Genomic DNA, 16,915 nt, shown 5'->3' with positions numbered 1-16,915 from the left:
CGGCGGGACGCTCAGACGGAGGTGCCGTCGAAGGTCGCCTGCAGGAACGCGCCCTTGCCGGACAGCGTGTTGTCGCCGAACGCGGCGCCGGACTCGCTCTGCGACAGCAGGGCGACGGTCAGGGTGACCGTGCTCTCCTCCTCGGCGGCGAGCTCGTTCAGGACGACCGCGGACGCCTCGGCGAAGGTCAGGCCCGACTCGGCCACGGGGGTCGCGTCGCGCGAGGTCCCGGGCATCGCGACGTCGAACCGCAGGCTCGACAGGTAGTTCGCGTCGGTCACCCGGCCGGCGCCGGCGTCGTCCGCCAGCTGCGAGAGCGTCAGGGAGAGGGACGAGGCGAAGGCGGTCGAGTCGTTCCGGACCGGGATCTCGACGCTGATCGGGGTGGAGCCCGGGAACACGGACTCGGCGCCGGAGATCGCGATCGGCACGCCGGCCGCGTCGTCGGCCTCCTGCCAGGTGCCGGCGACGAACGTGCCGTCGCCGTCGGTGCCCCCGACCTGGATGTTGTAGGTGCTGTCGGAGCCGCCGATGCCGCCGCTGCCGAGGTTGAGGCGGGCGACGTCGGTGAAGGCGGCGGTCGTGAGGAGCGCGGCGACGCCGGCCAGGGCGCCCCAGGCCACGAGGGCCTTGCGGCGGCGCGAGCGGTCGTCGGTGGGCTGATCGGTCATGCGGGACTCCTGGCGGATGCAGTCGCGCCGGGTCGGCGCGAGTGGTGAGGGGGTCGCTACCAGGGGACGCGACGGGGACCACTCAGGCGGGTGTGACGTGGCCCATGAGTGGTGGCGGGTGCCCGACGTCCAGGGACGGGACCGCTCAGGCGGCGTCCACTCTGCTGAGTGGAGGGGTGAGCGACGTCAGTAGGTGGTGCGTCTGAGTGGACCGACTAGGTGGTGCCGGTGCGCGTGCGGGGGACCCGGGCGGCGACGCGCCGGGCGTGGTCCCCAGGCTCCCGGCGGCGGCGTGGTGATCGGCGCGGCCGTCGCTACAGTCGGCCGACACAGAGGAAGGGCCCGGTGCTGGCACAAGTGGCGTCCCGCAGAGTGGTGTGCGAGCCCGGCCTTGATCGGGCATCGTCGTAGACGTGTAGGCGGTCACCGCGTGATTCTTCGAGAGACCTACCAAGTCGACTCGAGAGAAGGACCCGCGATGACCGCTGGACCCAGTCTGGACCCTGCCCGCTTCCTGCACGAGCACCTGAGCACGGCCAGCCCCGACCTGCTGCGCGAGCTGCTGGGCGTGTTCATCGACACCCTGATGGGCGCCGAAGCCGACGCGATCTGCGGCGCTGACTACGGCTCCCGCTCTGCGGAGCGGACCAACGTGCGCAACGGCTACCGGCACCGCGACTTCGACACCCGGGTCGGCACGATGGACGTGGCGATCCCCAAGCTGCGCGCCGGCACCTACTTCCCCGACTGGTTGCTAGAGCGCCGCCGGCGCGCGGAGGCGGCGCTGACTAGCGTCGTTGCAACCTGCTACCTCCTGGGCGTCTCGACCCGGCGGATGGACAAGCTCGTCGAGTCGCTCGGGATCACCAGGCTGTCGAAGTCCCAGGTCTCGCGGATGGCCGCGGACCTGGACGAGCAGGTCGCCGCGTTCCGCACCCGTCCGCTGGACGCCGGCCCCTACACGTTCGTGGCGGCCGATGCCCTGAGCGTGAAGGTCCGTGAGGGCGGACGGGTGGTCAACATCGCGGTCATGGTCGCGACCGGGGTCAACGCCGACGGGCACCGAGAGATCCTGGGCATCGACGTGTCCACCGCGGAGGACGGGGCCGGGTGGTTGACGTTCTTCCGAGACCTGACCGCCCGCGGCCTGACCGGGGTCAAGCTGGTGACCTCTGACGCGCACTCCGGGCTGGTCGCCGCGATCGGCGCGACCCTGCCCGGCGCGACCTGGCAGAGGTGCCGCACCCACTACGCGGCGAACCTGATGTCGACCTGCCCGAAGTCCTCCTGGCCGTGGGTCAAGACGCTGCTGCACAGCGTCTACGACCAGCCCGACACCGACGCGGTCCACGCCCAGTTCGACCGGCTGCTGGACGCCGTCGCCGACAAGCTCCCGGCCGTCGCGGACCACCTCGAAGCGGCCCGGGCCGACGTCCTGGCGTTCACGTCCTTCCCGAAGGAGGTCTGGCGCCAGATCTGGTCCAACAACCCGAACGAGCGTCTCAACCGCGAGATCCGCCGCCGCACCGACGTCGTGGGGATCTTCCCCGACCGCACCTCGATCATCCGCCTGGTCGGAGCCGTGCTCGCGGAGCAGCACGACGAATGGGCCGAAGGACGCCGCTACCTCGCCCTGGACGTTCTTGGCCGATCCCGGCTCACTGCCCTGCCAGACCCGCCGGAGGTGACCACGCCCCAACTCCCGGCGCTCAGCGCCTGAACCCGAAGATCACGCGGAAGCCGTCACACACCACGCCCGGGGACTTGACCCTGGCACACCGGACCCTTCGCGCCCGCTCGACAGTTCCTCAGGAGACCTGACATGCAAGCACGGCCATCTTGGCATGCCCGGAGGGCGACGTCAGTCGTCCTCGCCGGGGCGCTCGCGGCCGGGGCGACGTCCGCCCTGGTCCTCGCCCCGAGCCCGACGACCGCGCAGGCGCGCGTGCCCGCGCACGGCATCACCATCACGCCGCAGGGCTACGGGCCCGTGCACCTGGGCCCGCTCGAGGGGCCGGCCGGTGCGGAGGAGCACGGCTACTGCCTCCAGGCGCGCGTCACGGCGTCCGGTCCGGCGGACGTCCCGCTCGGCATGGAGTACGTGGACGACGCACCGCTCGCCGCGGCGCTGGCGCGCCACCGGGGCGACGCGGACGACCTGACCCAGGCGGCGATCGGCTACGCCGTGCACCAGCGTCAGGAGCGACCGGGGTCGATGGCCGGCGGCGTCGTGGAGGTCGCCAAGCTGCTCATCGCGGCGGCGACCCCGCAGGCGGTCAAGGACCGCGCGGACGAGTTCCTGGCCGAGGGCGCGCGGACCGCCGGGCCGTACACGGCTCGCGCCGGCGTCGTCACCGGGCAGGGCACCCGCACCGGCACGATCGAGGGGATCGTCCTGGTCGGCGCGGCCGGCCTGCCGGTCGCGGGCGCTCCCTTCGAGGTGCGGCTGACCGGGCCGGCGGTGTTCGACGCCACCGGCACCGGGCGCTACGCGGGGGTGTCGGGGGACCAGCCGGTCACGCTGGCGTGGACCGCCACGGGCACCGGCGCCGTCGGGTACGAGGTCGAGTTCGACGACGCGGGGCGCACCACCGTCACCGTCGTCGACCTGCCCGGGAACCGCCAGGACCAGCTCACCTACGGCAACCGGCCCGAGCACGACCTGCGCGTCGTCGAGGTGCCCGGCCCGGAGTTCCCCGTCGTGGGCGACTTCCGACCGCGCGCGACGACCACCGTCCAGGACGTGCGGGTGGCGGACGGCGGGCCGCTGGTGGACGTGGTGGAGTTCGCGGCCGCGCCGGACGACGAGTGGATCGCGATCGACGGGGACCCCGTGGACGTCCCGGCGCACGTGACCTGGTACGGCCCGTTCCCCGAGCCGCAGCCCCAGGCGGACGCCCCGCCCGCGGACGCGCCGGTGGCGGGGGTCGAGCGCGTCGTCGCCGACGGCCCCGGCCCGGTGACCACGCCCGGCACCGTGCGCTCGACGGGGGACGGCTTCTACACGGCCGTCGTCTCGATCCGGGTGGCGGACGCCGGGGCGTCGGCGCCGTACCTCCGGGAGGACTTCACCGCGCCGTTCTTCGAGGCCGCCGAGACGGCCGTCGACCGGTACTCCCTCGCGCACGAGTCGGAGACCCGGGAGTTCAACGTGGTCCCCGGCGGGCGGGCCTTCGACCGCATCACCGTCACCGGCTACCCGGACGGCCACGGGTCGTTCGGCGGGCTGGGCCCGTGGCAGCCGGACCTCGGCGAGGCGACCGTCACCGTGTACGGCCCGCTGCCCGCGCTGCCGACCGGCTCCGAGGTGCCGGAGGGCACGCCCGTGCACTGGGCCGACACCGTGGCGGCGGTCGACGGGGTCTACCAGGTGGGCTACGACGAGGCGCACCCGGTCGTCGCGCCGTCCGCCGCCACCCACCCGGGCGGTGACTACTTCGTGTTCGTCTACGCGTTCGCCGGCGACGACCGGGTCGAGCCGTTCGTCAGCCCGTTCGACGACCTGCGCGAGGTCTTCTTCGTGCCCGGCCCGCCCGAGGTCGTCGTGCCGCCCGAGGCCGTGACGCGGGCGCAGGACACCGCGCCCGCCGGCGGGACCATGCACGACGTCGCGCTCGTCACGGGGACGACCGAACCGGGCGACCACCTGGTGTTCGCCGCGTACGGGCCGCAGGACCCCGCGGCCGAGCCCGTGTGCGACGGGTCCACGCTCCTGTGGACCTCCGACCCGGTCCAGGTCGCGGGGCCCGGCTACTACGACTCCGGGACGGCGCCCGCGCCCGGACGGGCCGGGGCCGTGTACTGGGTGGAGACGCTGACCCGTTCCGACGGCACCGTCCTGGACCGGGGCGACTGCGGGGCCGTCGCGGAGACGACCCTGGTCGTCGACGCGCCCGCGGTCCGGACCACGGCGCTGGCCTCGTCGGACGCACCGGAGACCGGGGCCGAGGTCTGGGACGCGGTCACGGCGACGGGATCGTTCCCCGCCGGCAGCGTCGCCCGGGTGGACCTCTTCCACGCGGCGCCCGGCGCGGAGCTCGTGTGCACGGAGCCCGTCTGGACGACGACCGTCCCGCTGACCGGCGGTGCGGGGGAGTACCGGACCGCGCGGTACGTCACCACTGCCCCGGGGACGTACGGGTTCGTCGAGCGGACGACGGGACCCGATGGGGAGGTGCTCTCCGAGGGCACCTGCGGCGAGGAGTCCGAGACCCTCACCGTCGCGGCGGCCCCGCCGCCGCTGGCCGTCACGGGCGCGGACCTGCGGGTCGCGGGCGGCGTGGCCGTCGCGCTCGTCGCGGCCGGGGCCGTGGTCGTGATGCACCGGGCTCGCGTCCGGAGGGCGCTCGACGAGGCCGAGGGGCTCGACGGCTGAGGTCGTGGGCGCGACACCTGCGGGGGCGGGGCCGCGCGGGAGACCGGGCGACCCGCCTCCGCAGGCCACCCGCCTCCGCGGGCCGCCCGCCCCCGCGGGCCGCCCGCCCCCGCAGGCCACCCGCCCCCGGGGGTCGCCCGCCCCTCGCGGGTCGACCGCCCCTGCAGGTCACGCCCCCACGCGGGTCTACGATCGCCCGCAGGGCCCAGGGCTTCGGGCGAGCCGGCACGGGCCGCGCTCCCCGCCGGAGGGGCCCGCGACGACCAGGAGGATGGGGCGGATGACGCGGGGCCGGCTGCGCGTCCTGCTCGGGGCGGCGCCCGGGGTCGGGAAGACGTACGCGATGCTCGAGGCGGGCCGCGACCTGCGCGCGGACGGCACGGACGTCGTGGTGGCGGTGGTCGAGACCCACGGTCGCGGGGCGACCGCGGCGCTGCTGGAGGGCTTCGAGGTCGTGCCGCGCGTGCGCGTGGAGCACCGCGGCGTCGCGCTGACGGAGATGGACCTGGCGGGGGTGCTCGCCCGGCGGCCGCAGGTGGCGCTGGTCGACGAGTACGCGCACACGAACGCCCCGGGGTCCCGCCACGACAAGCGGTGGCAGGACGTCGCGGAGCTGCTGGACGCGGGCATCGATGTCCTGACGACGGTGAACATCCAGCACATCGCGTCCCTGAACGACGTGGTCCGGACGATCACCGGTGTCCCCCAGCGGGAGACGGTGCCGGACCGGGTGCTGCGCGCGGCGGACCAGATCGAGCTGGTGGACCTGGCGCCGCAGTCGCTGCGGGACCGGCTGGCGGAGGGCCACGTGTACCCGGCGGAGCGGGTCGACGCGGCGCTGTCGAACTACTTCCGCCTGGGCAACCTCACGGCGCTGCGCGAGCTCGCGCTGCTGTGGCTGGCGGACGAGGTGGACTCGGCGCTGCGCAGCTACCGCGCGGAGCACGCGATCGACGTGCCGTGGGAGGCGCGCGAGCGCGTGGTGGTCGCGCTGACCGGCGGGCCGGAGGGGGAGACGCTGCTGCGCCGGGGTGCGCGGATCGCGGCGCGGTCGGCGGGCGGTGAGCTGCTCGCGGTGCACGTCAGCGCGCAGACGGGGCTGCGGGACGCGGACCCGGAGGCGCTGGCCGGGCAGGTGGCCCTCACCGAGCAGCTCGGCGGGACGTACCACCAGGTGGTCGGCGAGGACGTGCCGCGGACGCTCGTGGAGTTCGCGCGGTCGGTGGACGCGACGCAGGTGGTCATCGGCATCAGCCGGCGGGGCCGGCTGGCGGCGGCGCTGTCGGGTCCGGGCATCGGGGCGACCGTCATCCGGCTGGCGGGGCCGATCGACGTGCACATCGTGAACCACGCGGCGGCGGGCGGGCGGCTGGCGCTGCCCCGGCTGGTCGGCGGCGCGCTGACGGCGCGGCGGCGGGCGCTCGGCTTCGGCCTGTGCCTGGTCCTCGGCCCGCTGCTCACCTGGGTGCTGGAGGCCACGCGGACGGAGACGTCGCTGGTCGGCGACGTGCTGACGTACCAGATCCTCGTCGTGGTGGTCGCGCTGGTCGGGGGGTTCTGGCCGTCGCTGCTGACGGCGGTGCTGTCGGGCGTGAGCCTGGACTACTTCTTCATCGAACCGGTGCAGACGGTGACGATCGCCGAGACGCGGCACGTGCTGGCGCTCGGGCTGTACGTGGTGAACGCGCTCCTGGTGAGCGCGGTGGTCGACCTGGCGGCCCGGCGCAGCCGCGCGGCGCAGCGCGCCCGGGCGGAGTCCGAGCTGCTGGCGACCGTGGCGGGCGGGGTGCTGAGCGGGCAGGACGCCGTGACCGCGCTGCTGGACCGGGCGCGGGAGGCGTTCGGGCTGGCGGGCGTGCGGCTGCGCGCGGGCGACGAGGTGCTGGCGGAGTCGGGCACCGTCCGGGCGGGCGCGCCGACGGTGGACGTCGACGAGCACACGGTGCTCGCCCTGGACGACGGGGCGCCGGACGCCCCGGGCGCGGACACGGCGGACGTCGACGGCGCGGGCGGGCGGCTGCTCGGCGTGGTGGTCACGCAGGTGGCGGCGGCGCTGGAGCACCAGCGGCTCAGCCGCACCGCGGACGCCATCGGCCCGCTGCGGGAGACCGACCAGGTGCGCAGCGCCCTGCTGTCCGCGGTGAGCCACGACCTGCGCCGCCCGCTGACGGCTGCGACGACGGCGGTGGGCAGCCTGCGGTCCGCAGACGTCGACTGGTCGCCGGCCGACCGGGAGGAGCTGCTCGCCACGGCGGAGGAGAGCCTCGCGACGCTCACCGGCCTGGTGACGGACCTGCTCGACGTGAGCCGGCTGCAGGCCGGCGTGCTCGGCGTCTCCTGCCGCCCGACGGACGTGGACGACGTGATCCTGCCGGCGCTCGACGAGCTCCGGCTCGGCCCCCACGACGTGCACCTGGAGCTCGACCCCGCGCTGCCGCCCGTGACGGCGGACCCCGCGCTGCTGCGCCGCGTGATCGTCAACGTGCTGGCCAACGCGGTGCACGTGAGCCCGCCGGGGGTGCCGGCGCGGGTGCAGACCAGCGCGTTCGCGGACCGGGTGGAGATCCGGGTGGTGGACCACGGGCGCGGGGTGCCGGCCGACCGGCGGGCGGACCTGTTCCTGCCGTTCCAGCGCCTCGGCGACACCGACAACGCGACGGGGCTCGGGCTGGGTCTCGCGCTGTCCCGCGGGTTCACCGAGGGCATGGGCGGCACGCTCACGCCGGAGGACACCCCCGGCGGCGGCCTGACCATGGTGATCGCGCTGCGCCAGGCCGACGGTGGCGCGGGGGAGGAGGAGGCGTGAAGATCCTCATCGCCGACGACGACCCGCAGATCCTGCGCGCCCTGCGCATCACGCTGCGGGCCCGCGGGTACGAGATCCTCACGGCGACGGACGGCACCGCGGCGCTGAACCAGGCGATCGAGCACAAGCCCGACCTGTACCTGATCGACCTCGGGATGCCGCGGCTCGACGGGGTCGAGGTGATCCACGGGCTGCGCGGCTGGACGAGCGCGCCGATCCTCGTGCTGTCCGGGCGCACCGGCTCGGCGGACAAGGTGGAGGCGCTGGACGCCGGCGCCGACGACTACGTGACCAAGCCGTTCGGGGTGGACGAGCTCCTGGCCCGGATCCGGGCGCTCACCCGGCGGGTACCCGGGCAGGACGCCGAGCCGCTGGTCCGGATCGGGGACGTGACCGTCGACCTCACGGCCACGACCGTCACGCGCGACGGCAGCCCGCCCGAGCCGGTCCGGCTGACGCCGACGGAGTGGCGGATCCTCGAGATCCTCGTCCGGAACGCCGGCCGTCTCGTGACCCGGCAGACGCTGCTGCAGGACATCTGGGGCTCCGAGCACGTCACGGACACGGGCTACCTCCGGCTGTACCTGTCGCAGCTGCGCAAGAAGCTGGAACCGGACCCGGCGGCACCTCGGTACCTGCTCACGGAGCCGGGGATGGGCTACCGGTTCGACCCGTCGGGCGGGGCGGCCTGACGCGCTCCCGTGCCCCGGCGATGTGAGCGCCCACATCCGTGACCAGCGCGGCTGTCCGCTCTCGGGCGGTACTTGCCGATCTGTCCGATTTCTGTATAGTTCTCCGCGTTGAGCGACAACGGCAAACCTGCCGCAAGGCAGGGACGCAAAGCCACGGGGCCCTCTGGGCCAGCCGGGCTACCGAACCGACTAGGAGTCACCACCATGACGTACCCCCTCGAGGCCCAGCTCCCGACGCAGGCGACGTCCTCCCTCCTCACCCCGGGTGAGGTCGCGGTCATGTTCCGCGTGGACCCGAAGACCGTCACCCGCTGGGCCCAGGCCGGCAAGCTGTCGGCCGTGCGCACCCTCGGCGGCCACCGCCGCTTCCTCGAGTCCGAGGTCATGGAGCTGCTCGGCGCGGTGCCGCAGCAGGTCGCGCGCTACTGAGACCACGCGAGGACCCCCCGGGCCGGATCGGCCCGGGGGGTCCTCCGCTGTCCGGGGGACGGTGGTTCAGAGCGGCTCGACCAGGGTGGCGAGCACGGCGCGCCGGACCTCGGCCACGGTGCGCTCCGGCTGGAACGCCAGCCACTCCAGGCCCGCGACGAGGGTGGCGCCGAACATGGCCGCCGCGGTGAGCGACGGGTCGCGCCCGGGCCAGGACTCGGCGACGACCTCCGCGAACACCGCGAACGACTCGTCGCGCACCTGGCGGATCGAGTCCTGCCAGTCGCGTCCGGTGCGGAACACCTCCGCGACCAGCACCTTGGCGAAGTCGGGGTGCGCGTGGATCTGCTCGAGCAGCTCGTGCACCAGCGCCCCGACGGCCTCGCGCCCGGACCGGCCCTCGACAGCGCCCCGCAGCGCGGCCGTCAGCCGGCGCTGGCCCTCGCCGAGCACGGTCTCGAACAGCGCGGACTTGGACCCGAAGTTGTAGTAGACGCTGCCCTTGGCGACGCCGGCGCGCTCGGCGATGTCGTCGACGGACGTGGCGGAGAACCCGCGGTCCGCGATGAGCGCGACGGTCGCGGCGGTGATCGCCTCGCGGGTGCCCCCGCCGCGCGCGTCGTCGGTGCGCCGCGGCCCGGCCGTCCGCGGTGCGGGTGCATCGGGGGCGGCCGGGCCGTCGGTGGTGCGCATGGTGCTCAGCCTGTCAGATCGTCAGGGCGGGGTGCAGGCGGGACAGGCTCCACGTGCGGAGCCGCCCGGCGCGCCACGCGGTCAGGGCGAGCGAGCCCAGGAGGACCACGCCGAGCACCGCCACGGACAGCCACAGCCGCCCGTCGACGCCACCGGTGATCGTCTGGCGCAGGCCGGTGACGGCGTAGCTCATGGGGAGCAGCGGGTGGATCGCCCGGAAGAAGGCCGGGGTGGTCTCCACGGGGTAGGTGCCGCCGGACGACGCGAGCTGCAGCATGAGCAGCGCGAGGATCGCGACCTTGCCGGCGGCCGGGCCGAGCACCGCGACGAGCATCTGCTGCAGGGCCAGGAACGTCGCCGCGACCAGCAGCGTGAACCCGATGGTGCCGAGCGCCGTGGACATCTCCAGGCCGACGCCCCAGTGGATCACCGCGAGCATCACCGCGACCTGGGCGACGCCGATGGCCAGCGCCGGCAGGTACCCCGCGAACGCGGTCCGCCAGCCGGCCGCCGGGGTGGCCAGGGCGCGCGACGGCAGCGGCCGGAGCAGCAGCCAGGTGATGAGCGCGCCGACGAACAGCGCCAGCGGGATGAAGAACGGCGCGAAGCCCTCGCCGAAGCCCTCCGCCTGCGCGAGGTCGTCGGAGGACAGCGACACCGGGGAGGAGATCACGTCCGCCCGGGCGGTGCGGGTGGCGTCGGAGTCGTCGGGGATCTGGGCCGCGCCGTCGGACAGGCCGTCCGCGATCTGCTGCGCGCCGTCGCCCACCTGGTCGGTGCCGTCGGCCACCTGCCCCGCGCCGTCCGCGAGGGTGCCGGTGCCGGTCGCGAGCTCGGCCGCGCCGTCCGCGAGGTCGTGCGAACCGGTCTGGAGGCGTGTGGCGCCGGCGGACAGGGTGCTCGTCGCGCCGGCGAGCTGCTGGGCGCCGGACGCGACCTGGGAGGTGCCGGCGGACAGCTGCGACGCGCCGGCCGCGAGCTCGCCCGACTTCGTGGCGAGGGTGCCGAGGCCGGTGCTCAGGGCGCCGGCGCCGGCGTCGAGGTCGTGGGCGCCCTGGACGAGCTTCGTGAGCTGCTGGGCGGCCGCGGCCTGCTCGTCCGCGTCGGGGAGCCCGAGGCCGTCGACGGTCGTCTGCAGGGTGGTGAGCGCGGCCTGGATCTGCCCGGCGGTGGCGAGGTCGCCTGCCGCGGCGTTCTGCTGCGCGACCTGGGTGAGCGTGGCGCCGAGGGTGCCGAGCGACCCCGTGAGCGTCTGCGCCGCCGCGGACATCGCGGTGGTCGACGCGGCGAGCGTGTCGACGCCCTGCCGGACCGCGTGCGCGCCCCCGGCCAGCGTCGTGGACGACTGCGCGGCGGTCGACGCGCCCGAGGCGAGCTGCCCCGCGCCGGCGGCGAGCGTCGCGGCGCCCTGGGCCGCCTGGCCCGCGCCGGAGGACAGCGTCGCGGCGCCCGAGGCGAGCTGCCCCGCGCCCGACGCCAGGGTGTCCGTGCCCGTGGCGAGCGTGCCCGAGCCGTCGGCCAGCCGGGCGGCGCCGTCCGCGGCGCTGACCGCCCCGTCGGCGACCTGGTGCGCGCCGGTGGACAGGTCGCCGCTCGCGGCGCGGAGGGTGAGCGCGCCGTCGGCGGCCGTGGCGAAGCCGTCGCGGGCGGAGCCGAGGCCGACCAGCATCGTGTCGACGGCCTGCTCGCCGATGGTGGCGGACACGGCGGACTGCACCTGCGCCATGGCGGTGCGGCCGAGGGTGGAGGCGAGGAAGGAGTTCGCGTCGTTGTACGTGACCTGGAGCTGCGCCGCGGTCGGGTCGTCGCCGCCGGCCGAGGCGATGTCGGCGGAGAAGTCGGCGGGGATCGTGACGGCGAAGTAGTAGGTGCCGTCCGCGACGCCGTCCGCGGCGTCCTGCGCGTCGGTGAGGCGCCAGTCGAGGTCCCCGGAGTCGACGAGCTGGTCGGTGACCTCGGTGCCCGCGGCCAGCGGCTCGTCGTCCAGCGTGGCGCCGGTGTCGGCGTTGACCAGGGCGACGGGCAGGCGGTCCATGTTGCCGGTCGGGTCCCAGAAGGCCCACAGGTAGAGCGCGCCGTACAGCAGCGGCACGAGGACCATCGCGCCGACGGCGAGGCGGGGCAGCAGCCCGCGGCGGAACCGGCGCAGCTCGGTGCCGGTGGAGGTGAACGAGAGCATGGTGGGCGTCCTGGTTCAGGCGGCCGGGACCGCGTGGGGTCCGGTGGCGAGGGTGATCTGCTGGGGGAGGCCGGCCCACTGCATGCGGGCGACCTCGTCGAGGGAGGCGACGGAGGCGACGACGGTGGTGCCCGCGGCGGCGATGGCCTCCAGGCGGGTCCACACGGTCTGCCGGCGGCGCGAGTCGTGCACCTGGTCGACGTCGTCGACGACGAGCAGGGCGGGGTGCTGCGCCATCGCCAGGGTGACCCGCAGCAGCATGGCGTCGACCTCGTCGAGGTCCCAGACGAGCGTGCTGGTGCGGGGCAGCGGGCGCTCGCCGAAGACGGGCGCGGCGAGCCGGGCGAACCCGGCCTGGTCGAGGCGCGGGGTGCGGCGGTACCACGGGCTGAGCCACGCGAGGCGCTCGCGCACGACCTCGCCGACGGTGACGGACTCGTCGAGCTCGTCGATGCCGGCGAAGCCGGCGATGGCGGCGCGGCGCTGCACGGCGGTCCGGCGACGGGGCAGCGGCTCGCCGAGCACGGTCAGCCGGGAGCCGGCGTCCGGCACCATCCGGCCGGCCAGGGTGAGCAGCAGGCTGGACCGCCCGCCGCCCTGCGGGCCCTGCACGACGGCGAGGGTCCCGGCGGGGACCTCGAGGTCGACCGGGCCGTAGACGGTGCCGCGCGCGCCGTTCAGCCGCAGGTCGCGGGCGTGCACGGCGATCACCGGGGGAGCCGGCGGGGTGCCGGTGGCGTGGGCGGGGCGGGCGCTGGGTGATGTCGATGTCACGGGTCTCCGACCCTTCGTTGCACTGACTGGTCAGTACAAAGATAGGACGATCCGTCCGCGACGTCACGCCGGGTGCCCTGTTCCGCGGATCACAGCGCGGGCATGGAAGAATCGCGGGCATGGCGATGAGAGAGATCCGCGTGGTGGGCGACCCGGTGCTGCGCACCCCGTGCGAGCCGGTGACCACCATCGACGCCCGGGTCCGCGGCCTGGTCGAGGACCTGCTGGAGACGGTGGACCACGACGGCCGCGCCGGGCTGGCCGCGAACCAGATCGGCGTCGGGCTGCGCGCGTTCTCCTGGAACATCGACGACGAGCTCGGCTACGTGCTGAACCCGACGATCGTGGAGCTGTCCGAGGACTACCAGGACGGCGACGAGGGCTGCCTGTCGGTGCCGGACCTGTGGTTCCCGACCCGCCGCGCCTGGTACGCCCGCGTGGTCGGCACCGACCTCGACGGCAAGGAGGTCGTCGTCGAGGGCGTCGAGCTCATGGCCCGCTGCCTGCAGCACGAGGTGGACCACCTGGACGGGCACCTGTACATCGACCGGCTCGACCGGTCCGTGCGGAAGAAGGCGATGCGCGCGATCCGCGAGACGCTCTGACGCGCCGACGAGGGCCGGGGCACCCGGAGCACTGGTGCTGACCGGCCCTCGTCGGGCATGCTGTGCACTGCACGCCGCGAGTCCGTGCATCAGGCCCGGGCATCGGGACGAGGTCGTTGGGGAAGGCGAACCTCGAGCCGATCCGGGAGGGATGACATGGCAGGTGCGATCACCCGCGGTGTTCTTTTCGTGCACTCAGCGCCGCGCGCGCTCTGCCCCCACCTCGAGTGGGCGGCGGGCAACGTGCTGGGCACGCGCGTGTCCTTGGAGTGGACCGAGCAGCCCGCGGCGCCCGGCATGTTCCGCGCCGAGCACTCGTGGCAGGGCGCCCAGGGCACCGGTGCGCGCGTCGCGTCGGCCCTGCGCGGCTGGACGCACCTGCGCTACGAGGTGACGGAGGACGCCAGCCACGGCAGCGACGGCGCCCGCTGGAGCCACACCCCCGAGCTCGGCATCTTCCACGCGCAGACCGACGTGCACGGCAACGTCGTGGTCCCCGAGGACCGGATCCGCGCCGCGCTCGACACCGGCGACCCGCGGACGATGCGCGACGAGCTGGCGCTGGCCCTCGGGCAGGCGTGGGACGACGAGCTGGAGCCCTTCCGGTACGCCGGCGCCGGTGCACCCGTGCGCTGGCTGCACCGGGTCGGCTGAGGACCCCGGGAGCCCAGGGCGGGCGCCTCGCGCATTCCCAGGGGATCTTCAGGAAGCGTGCCTAGCGTCGATCACCTCAGACGATGTGATCGAATTCAACGAGCCCGGCCGCTCCGGGATCGCGAGGAGGGCACGACCATGGCGCACTCGCTCCGACGCCGCACCCTCGGCCTGCTGTCCGGCCTCTCCGTCGTCGTGGCGGTGGCCGCGTGCGGGGAGGGCGCCGGGGCCGCCACGGAGGACGACGCCCCGAGCAGCAGCCAGGCGGACGCCTCGTCCGACGCGGGCACCGGCGCCTCCGACGACGCCGCCGCCTCGGGCGACCTCGCCGACGGCACCTACGAGGCCGAGGGCTCGTACAGCACCCCCGGCGGGCAGGAGTCCATCGCCGTCGAGCTGACGATCGCCGACGGCGTCGTCACCGACGTCACCGTCACCCCGGAGGCCACCGGCGGCAACGCCGCCCGGTTCCAGGACGAGTTCGCGTCCGGCATCGCCGACGAGGTGGTCGGGCAGGAGCTCGCCGGGCTGTCGGTCGACAAGGTCTCCGGGTCCTCGCTGACCGGCGACGGGTTCAACGCGGCGCTCGACCAGATCCGCGCCGATGCCGCGGCCTAGCGTCGTCTTCCAGGCCATCGGGACCGGGTGGCAGCTCGACACCCCGGAGCCCCTGCCGGCCGACGTGCTCGCGGCCGTGCACGACCGGATCGCGCGGTTCGATCAGGACTGGTCCCGGTTCCGCGCCGACTCCTGGGTGGCCGAGGTCGCGCGCGGCGGGGCGGGCACCTACCGGCTCCCCGCCGACGCCGGCCCGCTGCTCGACGCGTACGACGTCGCGGACCGGTGCACCGGCGGTGCGGTGAACCCGCTGGTCGGGCGCGCGCTGGAGGACCTGGGCTACGACGCGGGGTACTCGCTGCGCCCGCGTCTCGACGCCGGGGGCGCGCTCGCCACTCGGCCCGCGCCGCCCTGGCGGACCGCCGCGCACCGCGCCGCCGGCACGCTCACGCTCGACGAGCCCGCGCTGCTCGACGTCGGCGCGGGCGGCAAGGGCTACCTCGTCGACCTCGTCGCCGGGGTGCTCGCCGAGCACGGCCTCGCGGAGCACGTCGTGGACGCCGGGGGCGACCTGCGCGCCGCCGTGCCCGAGCCGCTGACCGTCGCGCTCGAGGACCCCCGCGACCCCGCACGGGCGGTCGGGGTGGTCCGGCTGGCGGGCGGCGCGCTCTGCGGGTCGGCCACCAACCGCCGGGCCTGGGGGCCGGGGCTGCACCACGTGGTCGACGCCCGGACCGGGCTGCCCACCGCGGACGTCGTCGCGACGTGGGCCACCGGCCCCACCGCGCTCGCCGCGGACCTGGCGGCGACCGCGCTGTTCTTCGCCGAGCCCGACCTGGTCGCGTCGCGGTTCGGGGTCCGGTACGTCGTGCTGCGCGCGGACGGCGGCATCCGGTGGTCGCTGGACCTGGACGGGGAGGTGTTCGCGTGAGCGGCTGGGTGGAGGAGCGGCTGGGCCGGGTGACGATGTACCGGCTGCTCAGCCTCGGTCTGGGGGCCCTCGCCGCGGTGGCGCTGCTGCTGTCGCTCGCGGGCGTGCTGTTCGTCGAGCCGGGGCCGCTCGTGGTCAGCGCGCTCGTGGCCGTGGCGGCGTCGGTGGCGAGCGCCTGGCTGCTCGCCGCGGCGTTCCGCACCCGCGCGCACACCGAGTCGGCGGTCATCACCGGCCTGATCCTGCTGTTCCTGTTCTGGCCGACGCTGGAGGCCCGCTACCTCGGGACGCTCGCGCTGGCGGCGGTGCTCGCGAACGCCTCGAAGTACCTGCTCGCCTGGCGCGGGCGGCACGTGCTGAACCCGGCCGCGGCCGGCGCGCTGCTCGTCGGGCTCACCGGCTGGGACGCCACGACGTGGTGGGTCGCCGACCGGTGGCTGCTCGTGCCCGTGCTGCTGCTGGCCGCCGTGGTCGTCGTGCGGACCCGGCGGTACGCGCTGGTGGGCACGTTCGTCGTCGTCGCCGTGGTGGCCGTGTCGGTCCGGCTCGTCGTGGAGGGCGCCGCCGGGCTGGACGCCGTGACCACCGCCCTGGTGTCGTACCCGGTCCTGTTCCTCGGCGGCGTCATGCTCACCGAGCCGCTGACCCTGCCGCCCCGCCGGTGGCAGCAGCTCGTCGAGGCCGGCGTCGTCGGCGTCCTCATGGCCGTGTCGTACCACGTCGGCCCGCTGTACTCGACGCCCGAGGCCGCGCTGGTCGTCGGCAACCTGCTCGCGTTCGCGTGGGGCCAGCGCGGCGCGGTCCGGCTCACCCTGACCCGGCAGACCCGGCTGACGCCCCGGACGGTCGAGCTCGCGTTCCGGGCCGACCGGCCCGTGCGCTACCTGCCGGGGCAGTACCTCGAGCTGACCGTCCCGCACCCGCGTCCCGACGCCCGCGGCACCCGGCGGGTGTTCAGCGTGTCCTCCGCGCCCGCCGCCGACGAGCTGACGGTCGCCCTCACCGTCCCGGAGCGGGCGTCGACCTACAAGCGCGCGCTCGCCGGGCTGCCCGTGGGCGCGCGGCTGCGGGCGACCGGGCTCGGCGGGGACTTCGTGCTGCCCGCCGACCCCGCGCGGCCGCTGCTGCTCGTCGCCGGCGGCATCGGCGTGACGCCGTTCGCGGCGCACCTGGCCGCGCTGGCGGCCGCGGGGGAGCAGCGGGACGTCGTCCTGCTGTACTCCGTGACCGAGCACGCCGACCTGGCGTACGCCGAGCCGATCCGGGCGGCGGGGGCCCGGGTGCTCGTGCTGTCCCCGACGCCGGACCAGGACGGGCTGCCCGCCGGGTGGCGGCACCTGGGGGAGCGGCGGCTGTCGGCGGAGGTGCTGGAGGAGGCCGTGCCGGACCTCGCGCAGCGGGACGCCTACGTGTCGGGGCCGCCGGCGATGGTCGACGGCACGCGGGCGCTGCTCCGGCGGGCCGGGGCGCGGCGGGTCCGCACGGACGCGTTCACGGGCTACTGACCCCCGCGCCGTCCACCCTGCGCCGTCCACACGTGCGCCGAGA

At 75.4% G+C, this 16,915-nt stretch carries 14 protein-coding genes and 1 riboswitch; of the genes, 10 read left to right on the top strand and 4 right to left on the bottom strand.

The window, feature by feature from the left end; genetic code table 11:
- Positions 1 to 11 precede the first annotated feature (11 nt).
- Positions 12 to 671 (bottom strand): hypothetical protein, encoded by a 660-nt coding sequence (locus HNR08_RS00445; protein WP_146840394.1) that lies wholly within the window; start codon positions 669 to 671, stop codon positions 12 to 14.
- Between the two features lie 478 nt (positions 672 to 1,149).
- On the opposite strand from HNR08_RS00445, the gene HNR08_RS00440 reads away from it, so the two are divergent.
- The 5 genes from HNR08_RS00440 (at position 1,150) to HNR08_RS00420 (ending at position 8,973) form a co-directional block, all read left to right on the top strand.
- Complete coding sequence (locus tag HNR08_RS00440; RefSeq protein WP_168432407.1) at positions 1,150 to 2,391, top strand: IS256 family transposase; 1,242 nt, start codon at positions 1,150 to 1,152, stop codon at positions 2,389 to 2,391.
- Positions 2,392 to 2,493: 102 nt separating this feature from the next.
- A complete protein-coding gene (locus tag HNR08_RS00435; RefSeq protein ID WP_146838952.1) occupies positions 2,494 to 5,046 on the top strand; it encodes a hypothetical protein in 2,553 nt (850 codons plus the stop codon).
- A 280-nt stretch (positions 5,047 to 5,326) separates the two neighbouring features.
- Positions 5,327 to 7,852, top strand: coding sequence for a DUF4118 domain-containing protein (locus tag HNR08_RS00430; RefSeq protein WP_146838950.1), 2,526 nt, complete (start codon positions 5,327 to 5,329; stop codon positions 7,850 to 7,852).
- Positions 7,849 to 8,544 (top strand): response regulator, encoded by a 696-nt coding sequence (locus HNR08_RS00425; protein WP_146838948.1) that lies wholly within the window; start codon positions 7,849 to 7,851, stop codon positions 8,542 to 8,544. The genes HNR08_RS00430 and HNR08_RS00425 overlap by 4 nt, the downstream gene beginning before the upstream one ends.
- Before the next feature lie 110 nt (positions 8,545 to 8,654).
- Positions 8,655 to 8,729, top strand: a riboswitch (cyclic di-GMP riboswitch).
- 19 nt (positions 8,730 to 8,748) lie between these two features.
- Positions 8,749 to 8,973: a BldC family transcriptional regulator gene (locus HNR08_RS00420; RefSeq protein WP_146838946.1), complete on the top strand. Its 225-nt coding sequence runs from the start codon at positions 8,749 to 8,751 to the stop codon at positions 8,971 to 8,973.
- A 66-nt stretch (positions 8,974 to 9,039) separates the two neighbouring features.
- Here the strand turns inward: HNR08_RS00420 and HNR08_RS00415 are convergent, their stop codons facing one another.
- From HNR08_RS00415 to HNR08_RS00405, 3 genes are read right to left on the bottom strand one after another with little or no spacing between them, the layout of a single operon-like run.
- Positions 9,040 to 9,666, bottom strand: coding sequence for a TetR/AcrR family transcriptional regulator (locus tag HNR08_RS00415; RefSeq protein ID WP_146838944.1), 627 nt, complete (start codon positions 9,664 to 9,666; stop codon positions 9,040 to 9,042).
- Positions 9,667 to 9,679: 13 nt separating this feature from the next.
- Positions 9,680 to 11,845: a YhgE/Pip domain-containing protein gene (locus tag HNR08_RS00410; protein ID WP_146838942.1), complete on the bottom strand. Its 2,166-nt coding sequence runs from the start codon at positions 11,843 to 11,845 to the stop codon at positions 9,680 to 9,682.
- Positions 11,846 to 11,860: 15 nt separating this feature from the next.
- Positions 11,861 to 12,619, bottom strand: coding sequence for an ATP-binding cassette domain-containing protein (locus HNR08_RS00405; RefSeq protein ID WP_146838940.1), 759 nt, complete (start codon positions 12,617 to 12,619; stop codon positions 11,861 to 11,863).
- A 119-nt stretch (positions 12,620 to 12,738) separates the two neighbouring features.
- On the opposite strand from HNR08_RS00405, the gene def reads away from it, so the two are divergent.
- The 5 genes from def (at position 12,739) to HNR08_RS00380 (ending at position 16,872) form a co-directional block, all read left to right on the top strand.
- Positions 12,739 to 13,224, top strand: coding sequence for a peptide deformylase (gene def / locus HNR08_RS00400; protein ID WP_146838938.1), 486 nt, complete (start codon positions 12,739 to 12,741; stop codon positions 13,222 to 13,224).
- Positions 13,225 to 13,380: 156 nt separating this feature from the next.
- The gene (locus HNR08_RS00395; protein ID WP_146838936.1) at positions 13,381 to 13,878 is read left to right on the top strand and encodes a DUF3145 domain-containing protein; all 498 of its coding nucleotides are present in this window, start codon (positions 13,381 to 13,383) and stop codon (positions 13,876 to 13,878) included.
- Positions 13,879 to 14,016: 138 nt separating this feature from the next.
- Positions 14,017 to 14,496, top strand: coding sequence for an FMN-binding protein (locus tag HNR08_RS00390; RefSeq protein WP_146838934.1), 480 nt, complete (start codon positions 14,017 to 14,019; stop codon positions 14,494 to 14,496).
- Positions 14,483 to 15,367, top strand: a complete 885-nt coding sequence (locus HNR08_RS00385; RefSeq protein WP_146838932.1) for an FAD:protein FMN transferase — start codon at positions 14,483 to 14,485, stop codon at positions 15,365 to 15,367. The genes HNR08_RS00390 and HNR08_RS00385 overlap by 14 nt, the downstream gene beginning before the upstream one ends.
- The gene (locus HNR08_RS00380; RefSeq protein ID WP_246803106.1) at positions 15,364 to 16,872 is read left to right on the top strand and encodes an FAD-dependent oxidoreductase; all 1,509 of its coding nucleotides are present in this window, start codon (positions 15,364 to 15,366) and stop codon (positions 16,870 to 16,872) included. The genes HNR08_RS00385 and HNR08_RS00380 overlap by 4 nt, the downstream gene beginning before the upstream one ends.
- The last annotated feature ends 43 nt before the right edge of the window (positions 16,873 to 16,915 follow it).

This window comes from Cellulomonas hominis, assembly GCF_014201095.1.
Classification (GTDB): Bacteria; Actinomycetota; Actinomycetes; order Actinomycetales; family Cellulomonadaceae; genus Cellulomonas; species Cellulomonas hominis.
Note: the sequence above shows the minus strand (reverse complement) of the source record. Positions and strands in the feature narration are given on the sequence as shown.